Raw genomic sequence first — 17,479 nt, forward strand, 5'->3', positions numbered from 1 at the left:
GACCTCGAAGTCTTTGCCCCGCCGCGCGCCCGGTTTACCAGTCCGAACAAGCCACATGAAGGTAAATAACCGCCTGACGGCCCTTCCCCTTACCGCCCTTGTGTCACTCGCCAGTCATGCGCAGCAAGCTCCGGCGATCGCGGACGAAGCGGCGGCCGTACGCGCCAACGCCGAGCAAAACCAGCAGGTGCAACAGCAACGCGAAGCACAGCAACGTGACGCGGCCATGCGCGCGCCGGTCGTGCGCTCGACGGTGCTGGCGGTCACGGCCTATCCCGACTTGCCGCACGAAGCGCAGTGCTATCGCATCGACACTTTCGCGCTGATGGTCCCGAATACGCTATCAGACAACGCGCGCGCGCAAGGTGCATCGGCGTTGCCGTTCGATCCCTTCGCATTCGCGCGTGAGTGGGCCGAGCACTATCGCGGACAATGCATCGGGCACGACGGTATCGCGGTGCTCACGAAGGGTCTGCGGCAGGCCATACTAAGCCACGGCTACGTGACAACGCGGGTGCTCGTGCCCGAGCAGGACATCGCAAGCGGTACGTTGTCGTTCGCGCTCATGCCCGGCGTGATTCGCGAGATTCGTTTCGTTGAACCCGTCACGTGGGCGTCGTGGCGCTCTGCGTATCCCGCACGGCCAGGCGACCTGCTCGACGTGCGTGCGCTTGAGCAAGGCATCGAGCAGATGAAGCGGCCCGCGAGCCAGGACGCCGACATGAGAATCGAGCCGACCGACCGGCCCGGTGAGAGCGACATTCTGATTTCGCTCAAGCGCTCGAAGCCGTGGACGCTCGTCGCCTCGATCGACAATTCCGGCAGTCGCGCGACGGGCAAACTCCAAGGCAATGTCAGCCTCGGCCTGGACAACCCGCTCGGGCTGAACGACGTCCTGACCGTCGGCGCGTCGCAAGACCTTTACTTCGATGACAAGGGAGTCGGCTCGCACGGTTTCACCGGCTCGTATGCGGTGCCGTGGGGCTACTGGACGGCGTCGCTGTTCGGCTATTCGAGCACGTACTATCAGCAGATCGCGGGCGTCGCGCAAACCTTTGTGTCGAGCGGCAACTCGCAGACGGCAGGAATCAGAATCGCGCGCGTACTGCGGCGTTCCCAGAGCGACGTGCTCGGGGCCTATGTGCAGCTCTCGAAGCGGTTCGGCGCGAGCTTCATCAACGACACCGAGATCGAGATCCAGCGCCGGAATAACACCTTCATCGAGGCCGGGCTGACGGACCGGCACTACTTCGGCGGCGCGCAGCTTGACGCCTCGCTCGGCTACCGGCAAGGCGTCAGCGGCCTCGGTGCGACGCCCGACCCGGCGCCAATTCCCCAGATTCCGGCGACCTCGACGAGCCAGCCAGGCGGCCCGACGTATCGCTACCGGATGGCCGTGCTCGATCTCAACCTCTCCATGCCGTTCGTTCTGGCGGGACAGTCCTTGCGCTATGTGACGAGCTTCCGCGGTCAGTACTCAGCTGATCGGCTGTTCTACGTCGACGACCTCGCTATCGGCAGCCGCTACACGGTGCGCGGCTTCGACGGCGCACAGATACTCGCGGCCGAACGCGGTTTCTACTGGCGCAATGAGGTACAGGCGCCGCTCGGACAGACCCGCCAGTCTCTTTACACCGGCGTCGACTATGGGCGGGTTTTCGGGCCGAATACGGCGTTTCTGGCCGGCACGCAGCTGGTCGGCGCCGTGATCGGGATCCGCGGCGGCCTACCGTTCAACGCCGGCGGTTTGAGTTATGACCTGTTTGCCGCGACTCCAATCCATAAGCCGGCGTCGCTCGTCACGGCGCGCGTCACGTTCGGTTTTCAGGTGACGGCGCAGCTCTAAGGCGTCGCACCCCGCCGTCGAAAGTCACGGAAAGCGCTCGCTAAAAGAAACCTGTCCCCCCTCACCCGCCCTGCCCAGCCAGCTTCAAAACCTCCCCTTGCAGGGCAGCAAGAAAGACATTCACCCGATTCGGCACATACCGCCGGCTGGGAATGACGGCCCACACCGATAGTTCCTCCATCGCAGCATCTTCCAGCCGCACCTCAACGAGAGAATGATCATTGAGCTGCCTGAAAACGTCCCAATAGCTCAACATCACCAGCCCAAGCCCTTGCACGGCTGCGGTCCGTGCCGCTTCCACGCTGGTCGTCGCCACAGGCCCATCAATGCGCTTGCGAATCCGCACCCCATCGACGATGAGCGGCCACATTCCCACCGAATCGAGTCGAATGCAGCGGTGCTGCTCCAATTCCGCCGAATTCGCTGGCCGTCCATACCTCCGGATATACCCAGGCGACGCACAGATCATTCGTAGATTGGGAACCACCAACCGGGCCACCAGTTCCGAATCCTCCAACGGCGCAATCCGCAATGCGAGATCAAGCCCCTGCCCTACGATGTCCAGCTGGCGATCGGACAGATCGAGATCGACACGAAGCTCCGGATTCGCTTCCAGCAGGCCGGGAAGCATCGGCAACACAACGGATTGCCCGAATCCGCTTGGCGCCGTGATGCGCAACACGCCGGACGCCTTGCCCGGCAGCGGACTCAGATCGGCTCGCGCTCCTGCTTCTGCATCCACCATTGCGTGTGCATAGGGAACGAACGCTTCACCCTCGGCTGTCAAGGTCAGTGAGCGAGTCGTCCGATGAAACAGACGCACGCCCAGATCGTCCTCGAGCACGGCAATCCGGCGCGACACCTGCATGGGCACTACATTTAGCTGGCGGGCCGCTGCCGAGAGGCTTCCCGCCGAAACCACGGCGAGAAAGGTTCGTATGTCAGGAAGGAACATCGTTTATATCCGGAAGTGTTACGGCGGCTTCACGCTTCGAGCTCTGTTTCCTGCGGCGGGCGACGCCTACCATGCAGTCACCTTCCCCACCGAACGAGCAGCGAAATGAATCACTCGACCTCTGCCATCCATTCCCCGTATAGCGGCAACGGCATCGCGGTACGGAACCGCATCGCCGTGGCTCCGATGACGCGCATCACGGCCACCGAATCCGGACATCCGACGCAGACCATGTTCGACTACTACAAGCGCTTCGCGCTGGGCGGCTTCGGGCTCGTCACGACCGAGGGCATCTACACCGATCAGGCGTTCTCGCAAGGATACCGGTTCCAGCCGGGCCTGGCCGACGACGAACAGGCAAAAGCGTGGTCGGCACTCACGCGCGACATGCGGGAGCACGGCACCCCTGTCTTCGCCCAGCTCATGCATGCGGGCGCCTTGAGTCAAGGCAACATCTATCGGGATCACACGGTGGGGCCGTCGGCCATTCGCCCGACAGGCGAACAGATGCCGTTCTACTTCGGTCAGGGGCGCTATGCCGAGCCGCATGCAATGACCGATACCGAGATCGACGAGGCCATCCAGGGCTTCGTCAGTGCGGCCCGACGTGCCGTGAATATCGCGGGCTTCGCAGGCGTAGAGATTCATGGCGCCAACGGCTATCTTCTCGATCAGTTCCTGACGGCGGGCACCAATCATCGCACTGACCGCTGGGGTGGCGATACGAAGGCTCGGGTGCAATTGCTCGTCGATGTCGCAACGGCCGTCAGGCGCGACATCGGTCAGGCTGTGCCCGTGGGTATCCGGATCTCGCAAGGCAAGGTCAACGACTTTCATGCGAAGTGGTCAGGCGGCGAGGCGGATGCCGAAGCGATCTTCGGCACGCTAGCCGATGCAGGCGTCAACTTCATTCACGTCACCGAGTTCGAGGCCTGGCAGCCGGCATTCGAAGGCACGCATGAAAGCCTTGTCACACTGGCACGGCGCTACGCGCCTGCCGTGACGATCCTCGCGAACGGCGGGTTGCATACGGTTGAGCGCATCGAAAACGCCCTGATGTCAGGAGCGGATCTGGTGACGGTCGGACGCGGCGCACTGGCGAATCCCGACTTGCCGAAGCTGCTCGAACGCCACGGCGAGCCGCGGTCATTCGACAGTTCCATCCTTCATCCTGTCGCCAGCATCAAGCCTGAAGAACTCGCGATGCAGACCGTCGCGTGAGAGCGCGGCAGTTTATTGCGCCTCCGCTGACGGGGGCGCCGCGCGTTGCTTTTCTTGCTGCACACGCCGCCAGTCCGCCGGCGTCATGCCGAGCCGCTGGCCGAAGGCACGGCGGAATGCGGCGACCGACTGATAGCCGACTGCTTCGGCCACGGCTTCAGTCGAAACGCCTGGCCTCTTCAGTTCGTTGGCCGCCAGCGCCATGCGGATGTCCGTCAGCAGGTCATTCGGCGAACGGCCCAGCTTGTCCTGGAAGTGCCGGATCAAGGTCGCACGCGACATGCTGCAAAGGCTCGCCAATTCAGGCAGCGTCCATGGCCGAGCCGGGTCGCCGGCAATCGCTGCGAGCGCGGGAGAGAGACGCGGATTCCCCGCGACCGCGAGCAGTCCGACAGGCGCTTCGCCTGACTCGCTCGCCACGCGCAAGGTCAACGCGAACAACGCCGCCGACAGCGCGTTCATTATCGCAAACCCGCCCAGATTGTCCGCGCCGAAGGTCTGGGGCCGCTTCTGTCGAGGGTGCCTGCACGAGCCGGCGAGTAACTGAAGCGTAGTCAAGCGCATGGTGCCCGACGCGCATCATGCGCCGCACTGGCCCGCTCTAAAGCCGGAACTGCTGCCGTAGCGCCGACATGAGCAGATCGATCGCCTCGGTCGCGCGTCCAGTGTCATTGCGCATCAACACGACTTCGTGGTCGCCTACATGTGGAAGGCCGTCCAGCACGCGCATGTCCGCCGTCACGCGTGCACGGTCGAGCAAGGTCACCGCGAGTCCGGATTCCACGCATGCCTTGATGACATGCGTCGATCCGCTTGCGAGCACCACGCGCCACTTGCGCCCCGCGGCTTCCAGTGCCTCCGTCATCGCCAACCGGTAGGGACAGGGCTCGGCATAGAGCGCCAATGGGACCGGACGGGTATCGTCGAGAGCAAAGGTCGGACTGCCGACCCAGACGGGCGTCGTGAGGGTCAAGACGTGCGCGGATCTGCTGCGGTGCGCCGGTTGAACAAAGATCGCCACGTCGAGCTTGCCGCGCGCGAGTTGATCCCGAAGCTTGTAGCTCGGCGCGGCCTTGACTTCGAGCACGACGTCAGGCCAGCGGGTCGCGAAGTCCGGCAGGATGTCGTGAATCACATGAGCCGCGTATTCGTCGGGGATGCCGAGCACGACGCGACCCGCCAGCCGCTTTCCCTTGATCTCGTCGACGATCCGGTCGTGAGCCGTGAGCAACTCGCTCGTGCTCGACAGCAGCCGCTTGCCCAGCACGGTCAGCGTGACCGACTGGTTGTCCCGCTCCAGCAGCCGGCCGCCCGTCGCGGCTTCGAGGCGCTGGATGTGCAGGCTCACCGCCGCCGGGCTCCGGTTGACGTGCTCCGCCGCGGCCCGGAAGCGGCCCAGCCGCGCAACCGCATGAAAAGTCCGCAGCAGTTCGATGTCTAGCACCGTGGTCATCGCAAGGTTCCGGTTGGTTTAACGTTCTTGAACAACCGGATCAGTATATTTTAATTTTCGAAATGACAGCGGCGCGCTAATGTGGGCACATGGAGACCACCTGTACGAACCAACGCGCATCGCAACGAAACGCCGTGCCGCTCCCGCTGCTCGAAGCGGCGATGGTGCTCACATGGAGTTCGGGCTTTATCGGCATGCGGTTTTCGGCGGACTACGCGCCGGTCTATCTGGTCACGTTATGGCGCTTCGTCGCGCTCTCCATCGCCCTGTTTCCGTTCGTGGCGCGCGAGATGCGGCGCACCGCACGACCCGTGCTGGTCCGCCAGGCCTGTATCGGCGTATTGGCGATGGCGGGCTATCTCGCAGGCGTCGCGGGCGGCGTTCAGCTTGGTGTGCCCGCCGGTCTTGCTGCGCTCATCGCTGATCTGCTGCCGGTGGGCGTGGTGCTGATTTCCACTTGTCTGTATCGCGAGCGTAGCCCGGCTATCGTGTGGGCGGGCTTGGGACTCGGTCTCGCGGGGACGCTGGTCGTCTGTCGCGATGCCCTTTCCCTCGGTCAAGCGCCCGCATGGGTCTATGCTCTGCCGGTCGCGGGAATGCTGTCGCTCGCGGCGGGCACCGTCTGGCAGCAGCGGTCTTCGCGTGGCGACACCCTGAGTCCGCTCGGCATGCTCTGGTTGCAGAGCGTCGTATCGTGCCCGATCTTTCTCGCGTTGCAGGCGTCTCAAGGCCCGATCACCCCGATCCTGTCCGCCGGGTTCGCGGCGAGCGTCGCGTGGACTGCCATCCTCGCCACCCTCGGCGGCTGTGGCCTTTATTGGACATGTCTGCGGCGGTCCTCGTCTACGCGCGTAACGAGCGTGCTGTTCCTGAGTCCGCCCGTCACGCTGATCTGGGCACATGTCATGTTCGGCGAGCCGCTATCGTGGCTGATGGGATTGGGCACGCTGATTTCCGGCGCGGGAATACTTCTTGTCGTGAATCGCCGCAGTGGCAATGCTGCCTGACCGGACATGGCATTCGTTCACGCATAACGCCACTCGAATCCTTGCGCGGTTCGCGTCACGGTTCCCGCTGAGGTCTCGGCGAAATGCGCTGCGAATACGGTGGCGCCCGTATCCGCTGCATGTTCCAGCAGACGCATGCGCGAGGCACGCGCCTGCTGCCGGTCGAGACAGAACATCGAATCCCATTCCGGTCGATGCACCTGCACCGCACTGTGCATCACATCGCCAGAGAAGAGCGCTGTTTCGCCGCGCGAACGGATCTCGATCGCCATGTGCCCGCTACTGTGGCCGAAGGTCGGCAGGAAACGGATGCCGTCGAGAATCTCTTCGCCCTGGTCCGGTACCACACGCGCCTGACCCGACTCGATAACGGGAAGCACACTGTCCTCGAACACCCTGCGGCGCGATTCGCCTTCCGGCCCGAGCAGGAAATCACGTTCGCGCTCGCCGAATACGTACGACGCGTGCGGAAACACCGGCGCCCAGCGGCCGTCCTGCCAATGCGTATTCCAGCCCACATGATCCACATGCAAATGCGTGAGCAACACGTAATCCACTCTGTCTCGCGCACAGCCCGCTGCTTCGAGACGTTCGAGCACGGGGTTGTCGAGCATGTCGAACAGCGCGCTGAATGGACGCGACTTGCCATTGCCGATTCCCGTATCGACGACGATCGTCATGCCATCGATTTCGACGACCCAGAGATGGGTCTTCAGCGGCACGCGCGCATGGGCCAGGTCGAGCGTGTCAGTGGAGAAGCGCTCGGCCAGTGCTCGTCCGTGGTCCGCATTCCACGCGGGAAACAGCAGGTCCGGTGCGAGCGCGAAGCTGGTTTCATCGACACGCGTGATGGTCGCAGCGCCGACATGATGGACTTGCGAAGCGGGTTTCATGGCCTGGCGTCCTCCGGTCAACAATGTGAAAGCCTCATGATCACTCTGCGAGTCGCCAGCGCATAGAGCATGGCGCTTGCGAGCGCCGATGCGCCGCCGACTATCGCCAGCGACATGCCGAGGCTGGCGCCAGTCGCTCCCAGGCGCTCGTTGAGATAGCCGACCGAAAGCGGCCCAACACCGCCGCTGATCGCATTGGTCACGAAGACAAGCAAAGCAAGCGAACGGCCCCGCATGCGATTGGGCATGGCGATCTGCAGCGGCACAGGCGCCAGTCCCATCGCGATACTGGCCGTCAATGCGCTGACGCCATAGAGCAAGAGCGCAAGCTCGCTGCTGGCGACGAGCGGCATCGCAATGGCAGCAGGCGCCAGCAATGCAACAGCGCATGCGGAGAAGCCGAGCACCTTGCGCATAGCGGTGTCGTCGGTGACGCGGGTCGCGAGCAGACCCGCACATCCGACCCCGAGCATGCCGCCGATCATGTACGCGGGTGCCGCCATCTGTCCGACTACTTTCGGTGCGAGGTGAAACTGCCGCATCAGCAAGGTCGGGAACCACGCGGCATGCGAATAGAACAGCGTGATCAGCGCGACATAAGCCGCAAAGTACGGCAGGCAGAAGCGGTTGCGCACAAACAGTTCGACAAGGACGTCGCGCAGCGAGGGCATCTCGTCGTGCCTGTGTGCGCCGTGCGGGACCGCCTCGCGTCTCGCCGGTTCGCGGACCGTGAACGCCACCAGCGCGGCCAGCAACAGACCTGGCAGACCGACTGCAACGAACACCGCTTGCCACGGCGCCAGGCCGTACGCACTGAGCCACGCGTTGCGATGATCCGCCGCTGCCGACAACAGCATGCCCCCGCCGAACAACGCAGCGCCGCCGCCGACGTACGGCCCGAGCATGAAGACGCTGCTCGCGCGCGCGACACGGCGCGGTGCAAAGATATCACTGAAGATGGACAGCGCGGCGGGGCTCAGCGCGGCCTCGGCGACTGCGGTTCCCGCACGCGCGACGAGCAGTTCCGTGAAGTTGGTCGCGAAGCCGCACGCCGCCGTCGAGATTGCCCAGATCGCGATGCATGCAGCAATGAGCTTGACGCGGTTGCCGCGATCGACGAGGCGCGCGACGAACACACCCGCCGTGGCATAACAGATCGTGAACGAAAACCCTTGCAGCAAGCCGATTTGCGTATCGGTCAGCGCAAGCGACTGCTTGATGGGCTGCACGAGAATGCTGACGACCTGGCGGTCCAGATACGAAAACGCGAAGCAGACGAAGAACAGCAGCACGATATACACGGGATGGCCCATGCTTGCGTCGGGCTTCATGCGTGCGGCGTCGGCAGCGGGCTGGCTCGACATGGAGTGATCGCTCATATACGGTTCCCGGGGTTGATGAACGTGGCTCAGTCGGCATTCGTTTCGGAAGCGAGCAGCGCGATGCAGTCGCCGGGTTCGACGCGTGCGAAAGTCCGCATGCACATCACGATGCCGTCGCCATGAAACGCGAGATCGAGCGGGGCCTGCCACGGGCGATGCGGATCGAACAGGCGTCCGGCGAGTTGACCTTCGCGCACCTGATCGCCGAGTCTGAACGCCGGTTCGAAAACACCGGCAAGCGGCGCGTACACGTAATGGCGTGCCCCTTCTACTCGCATAAAGCGCGTCGTGCGCGGCGCCGCGACCGCGGCATCCGGTATCACGTCCAGCCGCTGCAAGACGCGCTGCAAGCCGCTTTCGACGAGCGCAAGGTTCGCCGCATCGCAGCCGGCATGTCCACCGAATTCCCCGCACAGAAAGAGCTTGCCGTGACGTTCGGCAGCCGCTGCCATGGTGCGGTCCTCGCCGAGCAGGTCCATGATCATCGTGTGCGGTGCGCCGAATTCACGGACCAGATCCATATACAACGCGCGCCGCTCGGGTTCGACGGGCGGCGACGCAAGCAGCGTCGGTGCGTGTTCGAAAGATGCGCCGCCGGCATGCAGGTCTATCGCGACATCGGCGCGCGGCAGCAGTTCGGTCTCCACGTAATGCGCGATCATTTCCGTCGGCGAGCCGTTGCGCGTCCCAGGGAACAGCCGGTTCAGGTTGCCGCGATCGATCGGCGACGTGCGTGTGCCGTTGATGAAGGCCGGAAAGTTCAGCGCGGGAATCACGATCAGGCGGCCACGTATCGACATCGACGGCATGTGCTGCATCAGCTTCATCAGTGCGACGGGGCCCTCGTACTCGTCGCCGTGATTACCGCCTGTCAGCAGGATGGTCGGACCCGTGCCGGCGCCGGCGTTGAGCACGGCGAGCGGAATGGGCACGTGGCCGTATGCCGAGCGGTCGTGTGAATACGGCAGACGCAGCGTTCCCGTCTGGAAGCCGGTTCGTTCGAAGTCGAGGTCGGTGGCGATGAGCGAGGCGGATGTGGACATGGCGCGATCGGTAAAGAGCTGGGGGTGTCTTTACTATCGGCGATGAAAAAACGTCCGGCCAATGCCGTTTTCTGCGGCGAGTGATGCTTCCCAGGCATCACTCGCCGAACGGTCGAGCCGCTAGCCCAGTAGTTCGACGAAACGCCGCAGCGCGGGATTGCCTTCCTGCGCGATGAAACAGAATTCGAGCGGCAAGGACACGGAGAGATCTCGCAATTCGACGAAGCGCACGCGCGCGGGCGGCCGGTCGCGATTCGCGGCGTTGACGATGGCCGCGCCCAGTCCCGCCGATACCAGCGACAGAATCGCCGTTTCCGTCGATGCCTCCTGACAGATATCGAGCGTCAGTCCCCGTTCGGCGCATGCGGAAAGCAGGCGGTCGTAATAGGCGGGATAGACGCGGCGCGGAAACGCGATGAACGGTTTGCCAGCGAGCTCCTGCGTGTCGACGGCGCCCGCGCTGCCCTGCGGCCATGCTTCCGGCACGGCGAGCACGACGCTCTGGTCGAGCACATGCACACTCCCGATGCCTTCCGGCAGCGCGCCAAAGCGATAGGCAAAACCACCATCGAGGCGTCCCGCGGCCAGCGCTTCGAGCTGCTCCGGCGTGTTCATCGGCGTGAGTTCGAGCGCGACATCCGGGGCGGCCTGTTCGAATGCGCTCAACGCGCGCGAAACGATGCCGCTCCACGCAGCGTTCTCGACAAAGCCGATACGCAGATGACCTTGCACGCCGGACGCGATGCGGCGCGCGAGGCGATTGGCGGTATCGACGCGCTCGAGAATGTCGCGTGCCTCGGACAGATACGCGTCGCCTGCCGGCGTCAGCTTGAGGCCACGCGATGTCCGCTCGAACAGCGTTGCGCCAATCGCGTCTTCGAGATCCTGGATTTGCCGCGATATCGCCGGTTGCGTCACATGCAGGTGCTCGGATGCGGCCCGCACGCTGCGCAGCTCCGCGACCGCGATGAAATAGCGAAGATGCCGAAGCTCCATGTCATTTCCTGCCCGATCCGATCGTTTTGCTTTGTGAGCCGCGAGCGCTCGACTCCTGGTCCATCAGCGCCCGATGCAACCGCTCGGTTTCAGCATTGACCGGCAGCATGCACTCCAGCCTCAACTCCTGCCCCGCAACGGTCTGCGGCGTTCCCACCGTGGTGACCATGGAAAAGAAACGCAGCGTCCGACCGTCCTTCGTGAGCTGCGGAACAGTCCCGCTGTGCCCAAGCATGTTCAGCTATACGGCTTCTTCTATGAAATGAACGGTGCCGATTTGATCGAAGTGGTGCGCGACATTCCTGCCTGAAACAAGGCCTGTCACGCTGCACACCTTAGCTCAGGCCGCTTCCTCACGCATCCGCCGCGCTTCCTCGCGCAGGAACTGCTGGTAATCGTCGAGATCGCCGTCGAAGGGCTCGACGCCGCCCTTGGTGACGAGCCAGAACTCGTCGCAGACGGCGCGCAGCAGCGATCGATCGTGACTGACCAGCATCACCGTGCCTTCGAACTCGTTGAGCGCCATGCCCAACGCTTCGCGCGTGGCGAGGTCGAGGTGATTGGTCGGTTCGTCGAGCAGCAGCAAGTTGGGACGCTGCCACACGATCATGCACAACACGAGCCGCGCCTTTTCGCCGCCGCTCATCGTGCCGACCGCCTGATGCACGGTGTCGCCACTGAAATTGAAGGTGCCAAGGAACGTGCGCAGCGATTGCTCGGTGCCGCTCTGGCCGGGCGCACGCAGATGCGGCGGCGTGTCCCGGGCAAGACGGATCATGTGTTCCATCGGCGTGTCGAGCGGGCGCAACACATCCAGTTCCTGCTGCGCGAAGTAGCCGATGTTGAGGCCCTTGCCTTCGCTGATCTCGCCGGCGATCGGCGCCAGTTCGTGCGCCAGCGTCTTCACCAGCGTGGACTTGCCCTGCCCGTTGGCGCCCAGAATGCCGATGCGTTGCCCGGCCAGCACGGAGCGGTTGATGCCGCGCACGATGACCGTCGGCGCGGTGCCGGTCTGCGCCGGATAGCCGAAGCTCGCCTCCGACATCGACAGCAACGGATTCGGAACGTTGAGCGGCTCCTTGAATTCGAACGTGAACTCGGCGTCGGCCAGCACGGGCGCGATCTTCTCCATGCGTTCAAGCGCCTTGACCCGGCTCTGCGCCTGTTTCGCCTTCGAGGCCTTGGCCTTGAAGCGGTCGATGAACTTCTGCAGGTGGGCGATCTTCTCCGCCTGCTTTGCCATCGCGGCCTGCTGCAACTCGAGTTGCTCGGCGCGCATGTCTTCGAACTTGCTGTAATTGCCGCCGTAGCGCACGAGCTTCGCATTGTCGACGTGCACCGTCACCTGAGTCACCGCGTCGAGGAATTCGCGATCGTGACTGATGACCACCAGCGTGCCCTGATAGCGCTTGAGCCATGCTTCCAGCCAGACCAGCGCGTCAAGATCCAGGTGATTGGTCGGCTCGTCCAGCAGCAGCAGGTCGGACGGACACATCAGTGCGCGCGCGAGTTGCAGCCGCATGCGCCAGCCGCCCGAGAAGCTGTTGACCGGCTGTTCGAGCTGCGCAGCCGTGAAGCCCAGGCCCAGGATCAGCGCTTGGGCCCGTGCGGGGGCATCGTGTGCACCGGCGTCGTGCAAGGCCATGTAGGCGTGCGCCATGCGCATGCCGTCGTCGTCGGCCTCGGCGGCGGTGACTTCGGCCTGCGCGGCGAGCAGCAGCGTGTCGCCTTCGATGACGAAGTCCGTCGCGCTCTGCTCCGTTTCCGGCATGTCCTGCGCGACCTGGCCCATTTTCCAAGCAGCCGGAATGGAGAACTCGCCGCCGTCTTCGTGCAGCGTGCCGTTGAGAAGGCCGAAAAAGGACGATTTGCCGGCGCCATTGCGGCCAACCAGACCAATCTTCTCGCCGGGAGTAAAAGTGACGGATGCGCGGTCGAGAACGACATTGACGCCGCGGCGGAGCGTGACATTACGGACGGAAATCATAAGAGGCAACTTCGGAGGGGACAGGCATGATAGCCGACCGGGCGTGCGGACCGGTCAAATTCGAGGCTTACGCCCGGGCGTCGGGACATGGGTGCGGCACGGCCTGACCTTGACAAGGGTGGATCGCAAGACTAGTTTCGAACCGGCTCGAACGGTGCGCCTTCGCTACGGAGAACCCTTGAGATGACTCGACACCTGATCGTCCTGGCGTTGATATCGACGTCGCTTGCCGCTTCGTTTCCGCTATCGGGCACGGCCCAGGAGAGCACCTCGCCGGTGTTCGGCGTCGCGCTTCCTCCGGGCTATCGCGACTGGCAATTCATCAGCGTTGCGCATGAAGCCGGCAACAACAACGATATTCGCGGCATCCTCGGCAACGACATTGCGATGAAAGCGCTCAAGGAAGGAAAGCTGCCCTTCCCCGACGGCTCCATCATCGTGCGGCTCGCCTACGAGTATGTTTCATCGGATCGAAACAACGCCATCTTTGGCCGTGAACAGTCGTTTGTTGCAGGCGCGCCCACCAATGTCCAGGTCGAGGTCAAGGACTCGAAGCGTTACGCGAGTACGGGCGGCTGGGGCTACGGGCAGTTCGAGAACGGCAAGGCCAATCCCAGCGTGAAGATAATCAATAGCTGCTTTGCGTGCCACGTGAAATTGCCGGCCGCCGCGGACCAGGTCTTCACGACTTACTCGAAGTAGCTCAGGTCATTCCCGCGATGACCTCGGCGGTGGGCGCCACCGCGTGGGCGAGGAACGCGTAGTTGATCATCGCGGCCTTGTAGCCATCGCCCCACACGGGATGGCGAGGCCCGGCAGTCGCATCGGCGACGACGCACACCTCGAAACCCTGTTCGAGCAGATCCCGCAAATGCGCCTCGACACACATGTTGGCGAGCATGCCGCCGAGGATCACCCGGCGCATGTTGCGTTTGCGCAGTTGCAATACGAGGTCGTTGGTTTGCGGCCCGAAGACCTTGTGCGGACTCGCGACGACAGTGCGCCCGTCGTCGATGTAGGGTTTGAATTCATCGAGCCAGTCCGCGCCGGATCCCTGGAAACCCGACAGATTCAACGCACCCTCGCGCGAGAACGTGCCGGTGGCGAACTCGTCGGCTTCCAGCGGACCATTGAAGTTCCACGCACGATCGGTCGGATAGAAGTAATGCGGCGAGATGAAGACATTGAAGTCTGAAGCTTTCGCCGCTGCGAATATCTTCAGCATGTTTTCAACGGTCTTGTTCTCCGTGACGCTTGCGCCTACCGCGCCCCAGTTCTTGCCGGAAGGACTCAGAACGTCGTTCTGCGGATCGATGAAGACCACCGCCGTATCGCTTCGATCGAAATTCATCATAAGTCCTTTTACAAGAGGTAAAGGGCAGATGCGTATTCAGTTATAGCAAAGATTCTGTCCTCGTTTCAAACGAACTAAAGGCACGCGTTGTACGGCTAGCCTGGCTGATACACCTTCACCGGCCATGCGGGAAAGCCCTCAGGATGAATCACCGGACTCAAGTTGTGAGGCACGTTTCCGTAAACGAAAGCAGGCGTCAGACAACGGAAAGGAACGACCGGGCTTGCGGTAAAACCGTCCTGCACGCCGCGTGGTTCGCCCGACTTGCGTCGTGCCTCCGCTCCCTCACGTTCAACCGGCTTTCGATCTTGAAACCCACTCTCATCAGCGGCGCCGCGCTCACGGCATTTTCACTGTCTCTCGCCGCATGCGGCGGCGGCTCCGGCCCAACGACCTCCGGCGGCGTGTATATGGGCCCGGTCGCGAACGCAATGGTGACGGTGCATGAGCTGTCCGCCGACGGCACGGCGTCCGAACGCCCGGTCGCCAGCGCGACCACCGCTGCGGACGGCACCTTCGTCGTCAAACCGGCACTGCGCTATCCGGTGCTGGTACGCGTGAGCGGCGGCACCTATCAGGAAGAAGCGACCGGCTCGAACGCGACCATGACGAGTGAGATCGACGCGGTCTACCTGAATGCGCCGTCGCAGATGATCGTCTCGGCATATTCGAATGCGATCGTCGCGGATGCGCGCGCGGCGGGCGGCCTCAGCGCCGGCAACATCGCCGCCGCGATTGCGCGCGTGAATGCCTTCGCCGGCGACATCGACGTGCAACAGACCGCGCCGGTCTTCGTGCAGGCCGGCGCTTCGACGGACATCACCGACGGCGCGAAGATGGCGCTCGCGCTCGGCGCGGAATCGCAAAGCCGCACGACGGCCGGCATCTCCATCGCGGCCAGCACGATGAACATCGTTGCGCAGTCGGGCAATGGCGAAACTTTGACCGATTGCCACGCCGGCGCAGGCGACACCGCAACCGACGGCACCCTCGCCGCGCCCGCCGGCGGCAATTGCGCGATCACCGCGGGCGCCGCCGACTATGTCAAGGGCGCGCGCAACCGCTCAGGCATAGCTTCGCTCGCGGCGCTGAGAAACGTGCTGCCCGGCAAGCCCGACGCGATCACCGTCAGCGGCGCGGCATGCACCGACCGCGACGCATTGCTCGCGCAGCACGGCGCGCTTTTCAGGACCCGCCAGGATGAAGTGCAGGCGCAGACGGGCAACAACACACACGGCGTGACCGCCGCCAACTGGAAGGACTTCGGGAACGGCGGTTCATGGGGGCCGCGCGCCGCGACTTATGGCGCCATCACCACCGCCTCGTGCAGCAGCGACACCGGCACGTTCCAGCGTGAATTGCTGATGGCCGTGGAAAATTACTGGGTCGATCAGGGGCTCAACTACTGCCATCATCACATCCCGGGCTGGACGCCGCCGCTCAAGTTCCGCAACTCGTCGTCCGGCAGTACCTCGGGTGGCGACAGTTCGGGCATGACCTGCACCGCGTATCGCAACCGCGACCGGTCGCAGAGCCTGACCGCGCTGAAGCACGACGACACCAACTGGCAAGGCGTCGACTGTTCCGACTTCACCTCGTGGGTGTACAACTTCTCGGGCATCACGCACCAAGGCGGCAACCTGGAGACCGGCATCGGCACGCAGGCCTGCTCGACCGGCGCGGATCCGGTGTCGGTGTCGGGCCAGGAACAACCGGGCGTGCTGCTCGACATCAACCACGACAACGTGACGAGCCTGCTTGCCTACCTGAAGCCGGGCGATCTGCTGTACATCACGGCAACGTCCACAGTGCCATCCGACAGCCCGCTGTCGAACGTCGTGGGCGCGGCGCCTGTGTCGCACGTCGTCACCTGGACCGGCAAGCGCTTCAACGATCTTCGCAATGGTCCGGAAGGCTGGCGCTTCGACCCGGCCCGTCTGGGCTCGGCGGATTCGCGTCTCGGCGCCGATCTCGCCTCGTATCTGCCCTACCCGCCGAGCGAACTCGGCACCGGCACAGGCGACGACAAGAACCCATGGATGATCGTCGACAGCCACTATGCCGGCCCCGCCTACCGGCCGTTCGTCGCGGTGACGGCAAGCTCGAAGGGCGACTGGTACGGGCAGAATCTGTCCCACGTTCGCCGCATCATCGACGCCGATACCGCCCGCATGGACCCCGCGCTCGCGCCGCTCGTGATCGAAGCGCACAGCACCGGCAGCGGCGCCTTCGGCAAGGCCGTCACCTTCAGTTCGACGCTCGGCCGCGCGGGCAGTCACGCCCACCAGTGGATCTACCAGCGTCCGTCGGCCGGCGGCACGCCGCAGTGCTATCGCATGGACACGCATTAAACCCGGCTGAGGCCGGGCCGATGTAGTCAGGCGAAGCTCGTTCGCCTGACTACATCACCCCCGCGCGTGCTCCGGATCGACCCCGAGACGCTGCATCAGGCGCTGTGCGTCGAACGGCGCTTTCACCTTCTGATCGTTGTCGAAGTAGCAGAACACGTCGCGCGATGTCCGTCGGCGCGGCATGCGAGGGGTGATGAGACGCGCATCGCCGGGCTGGCGGCCTGCCGCCCAGCATTCGATGCGCTCCGCCCATGCTTCGATGGCGTCGTCCGTATAGGAGCCGCCATACAACGTCTCGCTGCCATGCAGACGCAGGTAGGCAAAATCGGCGGTCAGGTCTTCCGCGTACGGCCAGCCCGCCGTCGAGTCCGATACGACAAGCGCCGCGCCGTACGTCCTCAGCAGTTGCACGAACCCCTCTTCGAGGAAACTCGGATGCCGTACTTCAATCGCATGGCGTAACGCCCGCCTCTTCCTGGGCGGTTCGAACCATGGCTCCTTGACGCGCGCGTCATGCTGCCCCGCAAACGCGGCGGCAGCCGTCGTGTCCTTCGGCAAGAGCGCAAGAAAGCGCTCGAAGGCATCGGCGTGAAAGGCGAAGGTGGGCGGAAATTGCCATAGAAACGGGCCAAGTTTGTCACCCAGACCCAGGACGCCCGATGCGAAGAAGTTGGCCATTGCACGAGTTGCCGTTTCGTCGCGAAAGCGCAGCATATGGGTCAGATAACGCGGTCCCTTCACACTGAACACGAAGTTATCAGGCGTGGCATCGTGCCAGGCGCGCCACGTGGATGCGCGTTGTAGCGAATAATGCGATCCATTGATCTCGACGCTTTGCACGGCGCGCGATGCGAATTCGAGTTCACGCGACTGTGCGAGCTTCGGTGGATAGAAGACGCCGCGCCAACCCGAATACCGCCAACCCGATATGCCGATGCGCACGCAACCTGTCTGCACTCAAGCTCCCTCGAGCGGTTTCACGGGCCTTGAC

At 63.8% G+C, this 17,479-nt stretch carries 15 protein-coding genes and 1 pseudogene; 6 read left to right on the forward strand and 10 right to left on the reverse strand.

Translation table 11 applies throughout. The annotated features are described in order from the left end of the window. Positions 1-55 precede the first annotated feature (55 nt). Entirely contained in the window at positions 56-1,846 is a 1,791-nt protein-coding gene (locus QCE83_RS17035) for a ShlB/FhaC/HecB family hemolysin secretion/activation protein (RefSeq protein ID WP_309813155.1), read from the forward strand. A gap of 61 nt (positions 1,847-1,907) precedes the next feature. On the opposite strand, the gene QCE83_RS17040 is transcribed toward QCE83_RS17035, so the two are convergent. Beyond that, positions 1,908-2,801: a LysR family transcriptional regulator gene (locus QCE83_RS17040; protein WP_309813157.1), complete on the reverse strand. Its 894-nt coding sequence runs from the start codon at positions 2,799-2,801 to the stop codon at positions 1,908-1,910. Positions 2,802-2,906: 105 nt separating this feature from the next. On the opposite strand from QCE83_RS17040, the gene QCE83_RS17045 reads away from it, so the two are divergent. Beyond that, positions 2,907-4,022: an NADH:flavin oxidoreductase gene (locus tag QCE83_RS17045; RefSeq protein WP_309813159.1), complete on the forward strand. Its 1,116-nt coding sequence runs from the start codon at positions 2,907-2,909 to the stop codon at positions 4,020-4,022. Between the two features lie 12 nt (positions 4,023-4,034). Here QCE83_RS17045 and QCE83_RS17050 read toward each other — a convergent pair. Beyond that, positions 4,035-4,508: pseudogene (locus tag QCE83_RS17050) on the reverse strand (helix-turn-helix domain-containing protein); the annotation flags it as partial. 115 nt (positions 4,509-4,623) lie between these two features. Then, entirely contained in the window at positions 4,624-5,475 is an 852-nt protein-coding gene (locus tag QCE83_RS17055; protein ID WP_309813161.1) for a LysR substrate-binding domain-containing protein, read from the reverse strand. Between the two features lie 134 nt (positions 5,476-5,609). Between QCE83_RS17055 and QCE83_RS17060 the strand changes: the two genes are divergently transcribed. Next, positions 5,610-6,482: a DMT family transporter gene (locus tag QCE83_RS17060; protein WP_309813162.1), complete on the forward strand. Its 873-nt coding sequence runs from the start codon at positions 5,610-5,612 to the stop codon at positions 6,480-6,482. Positions 6,483-6,499: 17 nt separating this feature from the next. On the opposite strand, the gene QCE83_RS17065 is transcribed toward QCE83_RS17060, so the two are convergent. From QCE83_RS17065 to QCE83_RS17080, 4 genes are all read right to left on the reverse strand, one after another. Further along, positions 6,500-7,375: an MBL fold metallo-hydrolase gene (locus QCE83_RS17065; RefSeq protein ID WP_309813163.1), complete on the reverse strand. Its 876-nt coding sequence runs from the start codon at positions 7,373-7,375 to the stop codon at positions 6,500-6,502. 17 nt (positions 7,376-7,392) lie between these two features. Continuing rightward, entirely contained in the window at positions 7,393-8,754 is a 1,362-nt protein-coding gene (locus tag QCE83_RS17070) for an MFS transporter (RefSeq protein WP_309813165.1), read from the reverse strand. 29 nt (positions 8,755-8,783) lie between these two features. Next, positions 8,784-9,800 carry a succinylglutamate desuccinylase/aspartoacylase family protein gene (locus tag QCE83_RS17075; RefSeq protein WP_309813168.1) on the reverse strand — a complete coding sequence of 339 codons (1,017 nt, stop codon included), beginning with the start codon at positions 9,798-9,800 and terminating at the stop codon, positions 8,784-8,786. A 120-nt stretch (positions 9,801-9,920) separates the two neighbouring features. Further along, entirely contained in the window at positions 9,921-10,796 is an 876-nt protein-coding gene (locus QCE83_RS17080; protein ID WP_309813172.1) for a LysR family transcriptional regulator, read from the reverse strand. Between the two features lie 73 nt (positions 10,797-10,869). On the opposite strand from QCE83_RS17080, the gene QCE83_RS17085 reads away from it, so the two are divergent. Beyond that, the gene (locus tag QCE83_RS17085; RefSeq protein WP_309813176.1) at positions 10,870-11,106 is read left to right on the forward strand and encodes a hypothetical protein; all 237 of its coding nucleotides are present in this window, start codon (positions 10,870-10,872) and stop codon (positions 11,104-11,106) included. A gap of 30 nt (positions 11,107-11,136) precedes the next feature. Here QCE83_RS17085 and QCE83_RS17090 read toward each other — a convergent pair whose 3' ends face one another. Beyond that, the gene (locus QCE83_RS17090; RefSeq protein WP_309813179.1) at positions 11,137-12,783 is read right to left on the reverse strand and encodes an ATP-binding cassette domain-containing protein; all 1,647 of its coding nucleotides are present in this window, start codon (positions 12,781-12,783) and stop codon (positions 11,137-11,139) included. Positions 12,784-12,966: 183 nt separating this feature from the next. Here QCE83_RS17090 and QCE83_RS17095 point away from each other — a divergent pair, with 183 nt between their 5' ends. Further along, entirely contained in the window at positions 12,967-13,485 is a 519-nt protein-coding gene (locus tag QCE83_RS17095) for a cytochrome P460 family protein (RefSeq protein ID WP_309813182.1), read from the forward strand. Position 13,486: 1 nt separating this feature from the next. Here QCE83_RS17095 and QCE83_RS17100 read toward each other — a convergent pair whose 3' ends face one another. Beyond that, positions 13,487-14,134 (reverse strand): isochorismatase family protein, encoded by a 648-nt coding sequence (locus tag QCE83_RS17100; RefSeq protein WP_309813186.1) that lies wholly within the window; start codon positions 14,132-14,134, stop codon positions 13,487-13,489. A gap of 413 nt (positions 14,135-14,547) precedes the next feature. Between QCE83_RS17100 and QCE83_RS17105 the strand changes: the two genes are divergently transcribed. After that, positions 14,548-16,488 (forward strand): hypothetical protein, encoded by a 1,941-nt coding sequence (locus QCE83_RS17105; RefSeq protein ID WP_404985218.1) that lies wholly within the window; start codon positions 14,548-14,550, stop codon positions 16,486-16,488. Positions 16,489-16,542: 54 nt separating this feature from the next. Here the strand turns inward: QCE83_RS17105 and QCE83_RS17110 are convergent, their stop codons facing one another. Further along, on the reverse strand, positions 16,543-17,445 hold the full coding sequence (locus QCE83_RS17110) for a DUF72 domain-containing protein (RefSeq protein WP_309813191.1): 903 nt from the start codon (positions 17,443-17,445) through the stop codon (positions 16,543-16,545). Positions 17,446-17,479: the final 34 nt, after the last annotated feature.

This window comes from Caballeronia sp. LZ034LL (assembly GCF_031451215.1).
Lineage (GTDB): Bacteria > Pseudomonadota > Gammaproteobacteria > Burkholderiales > Burkholderiaceae > Caballeronia.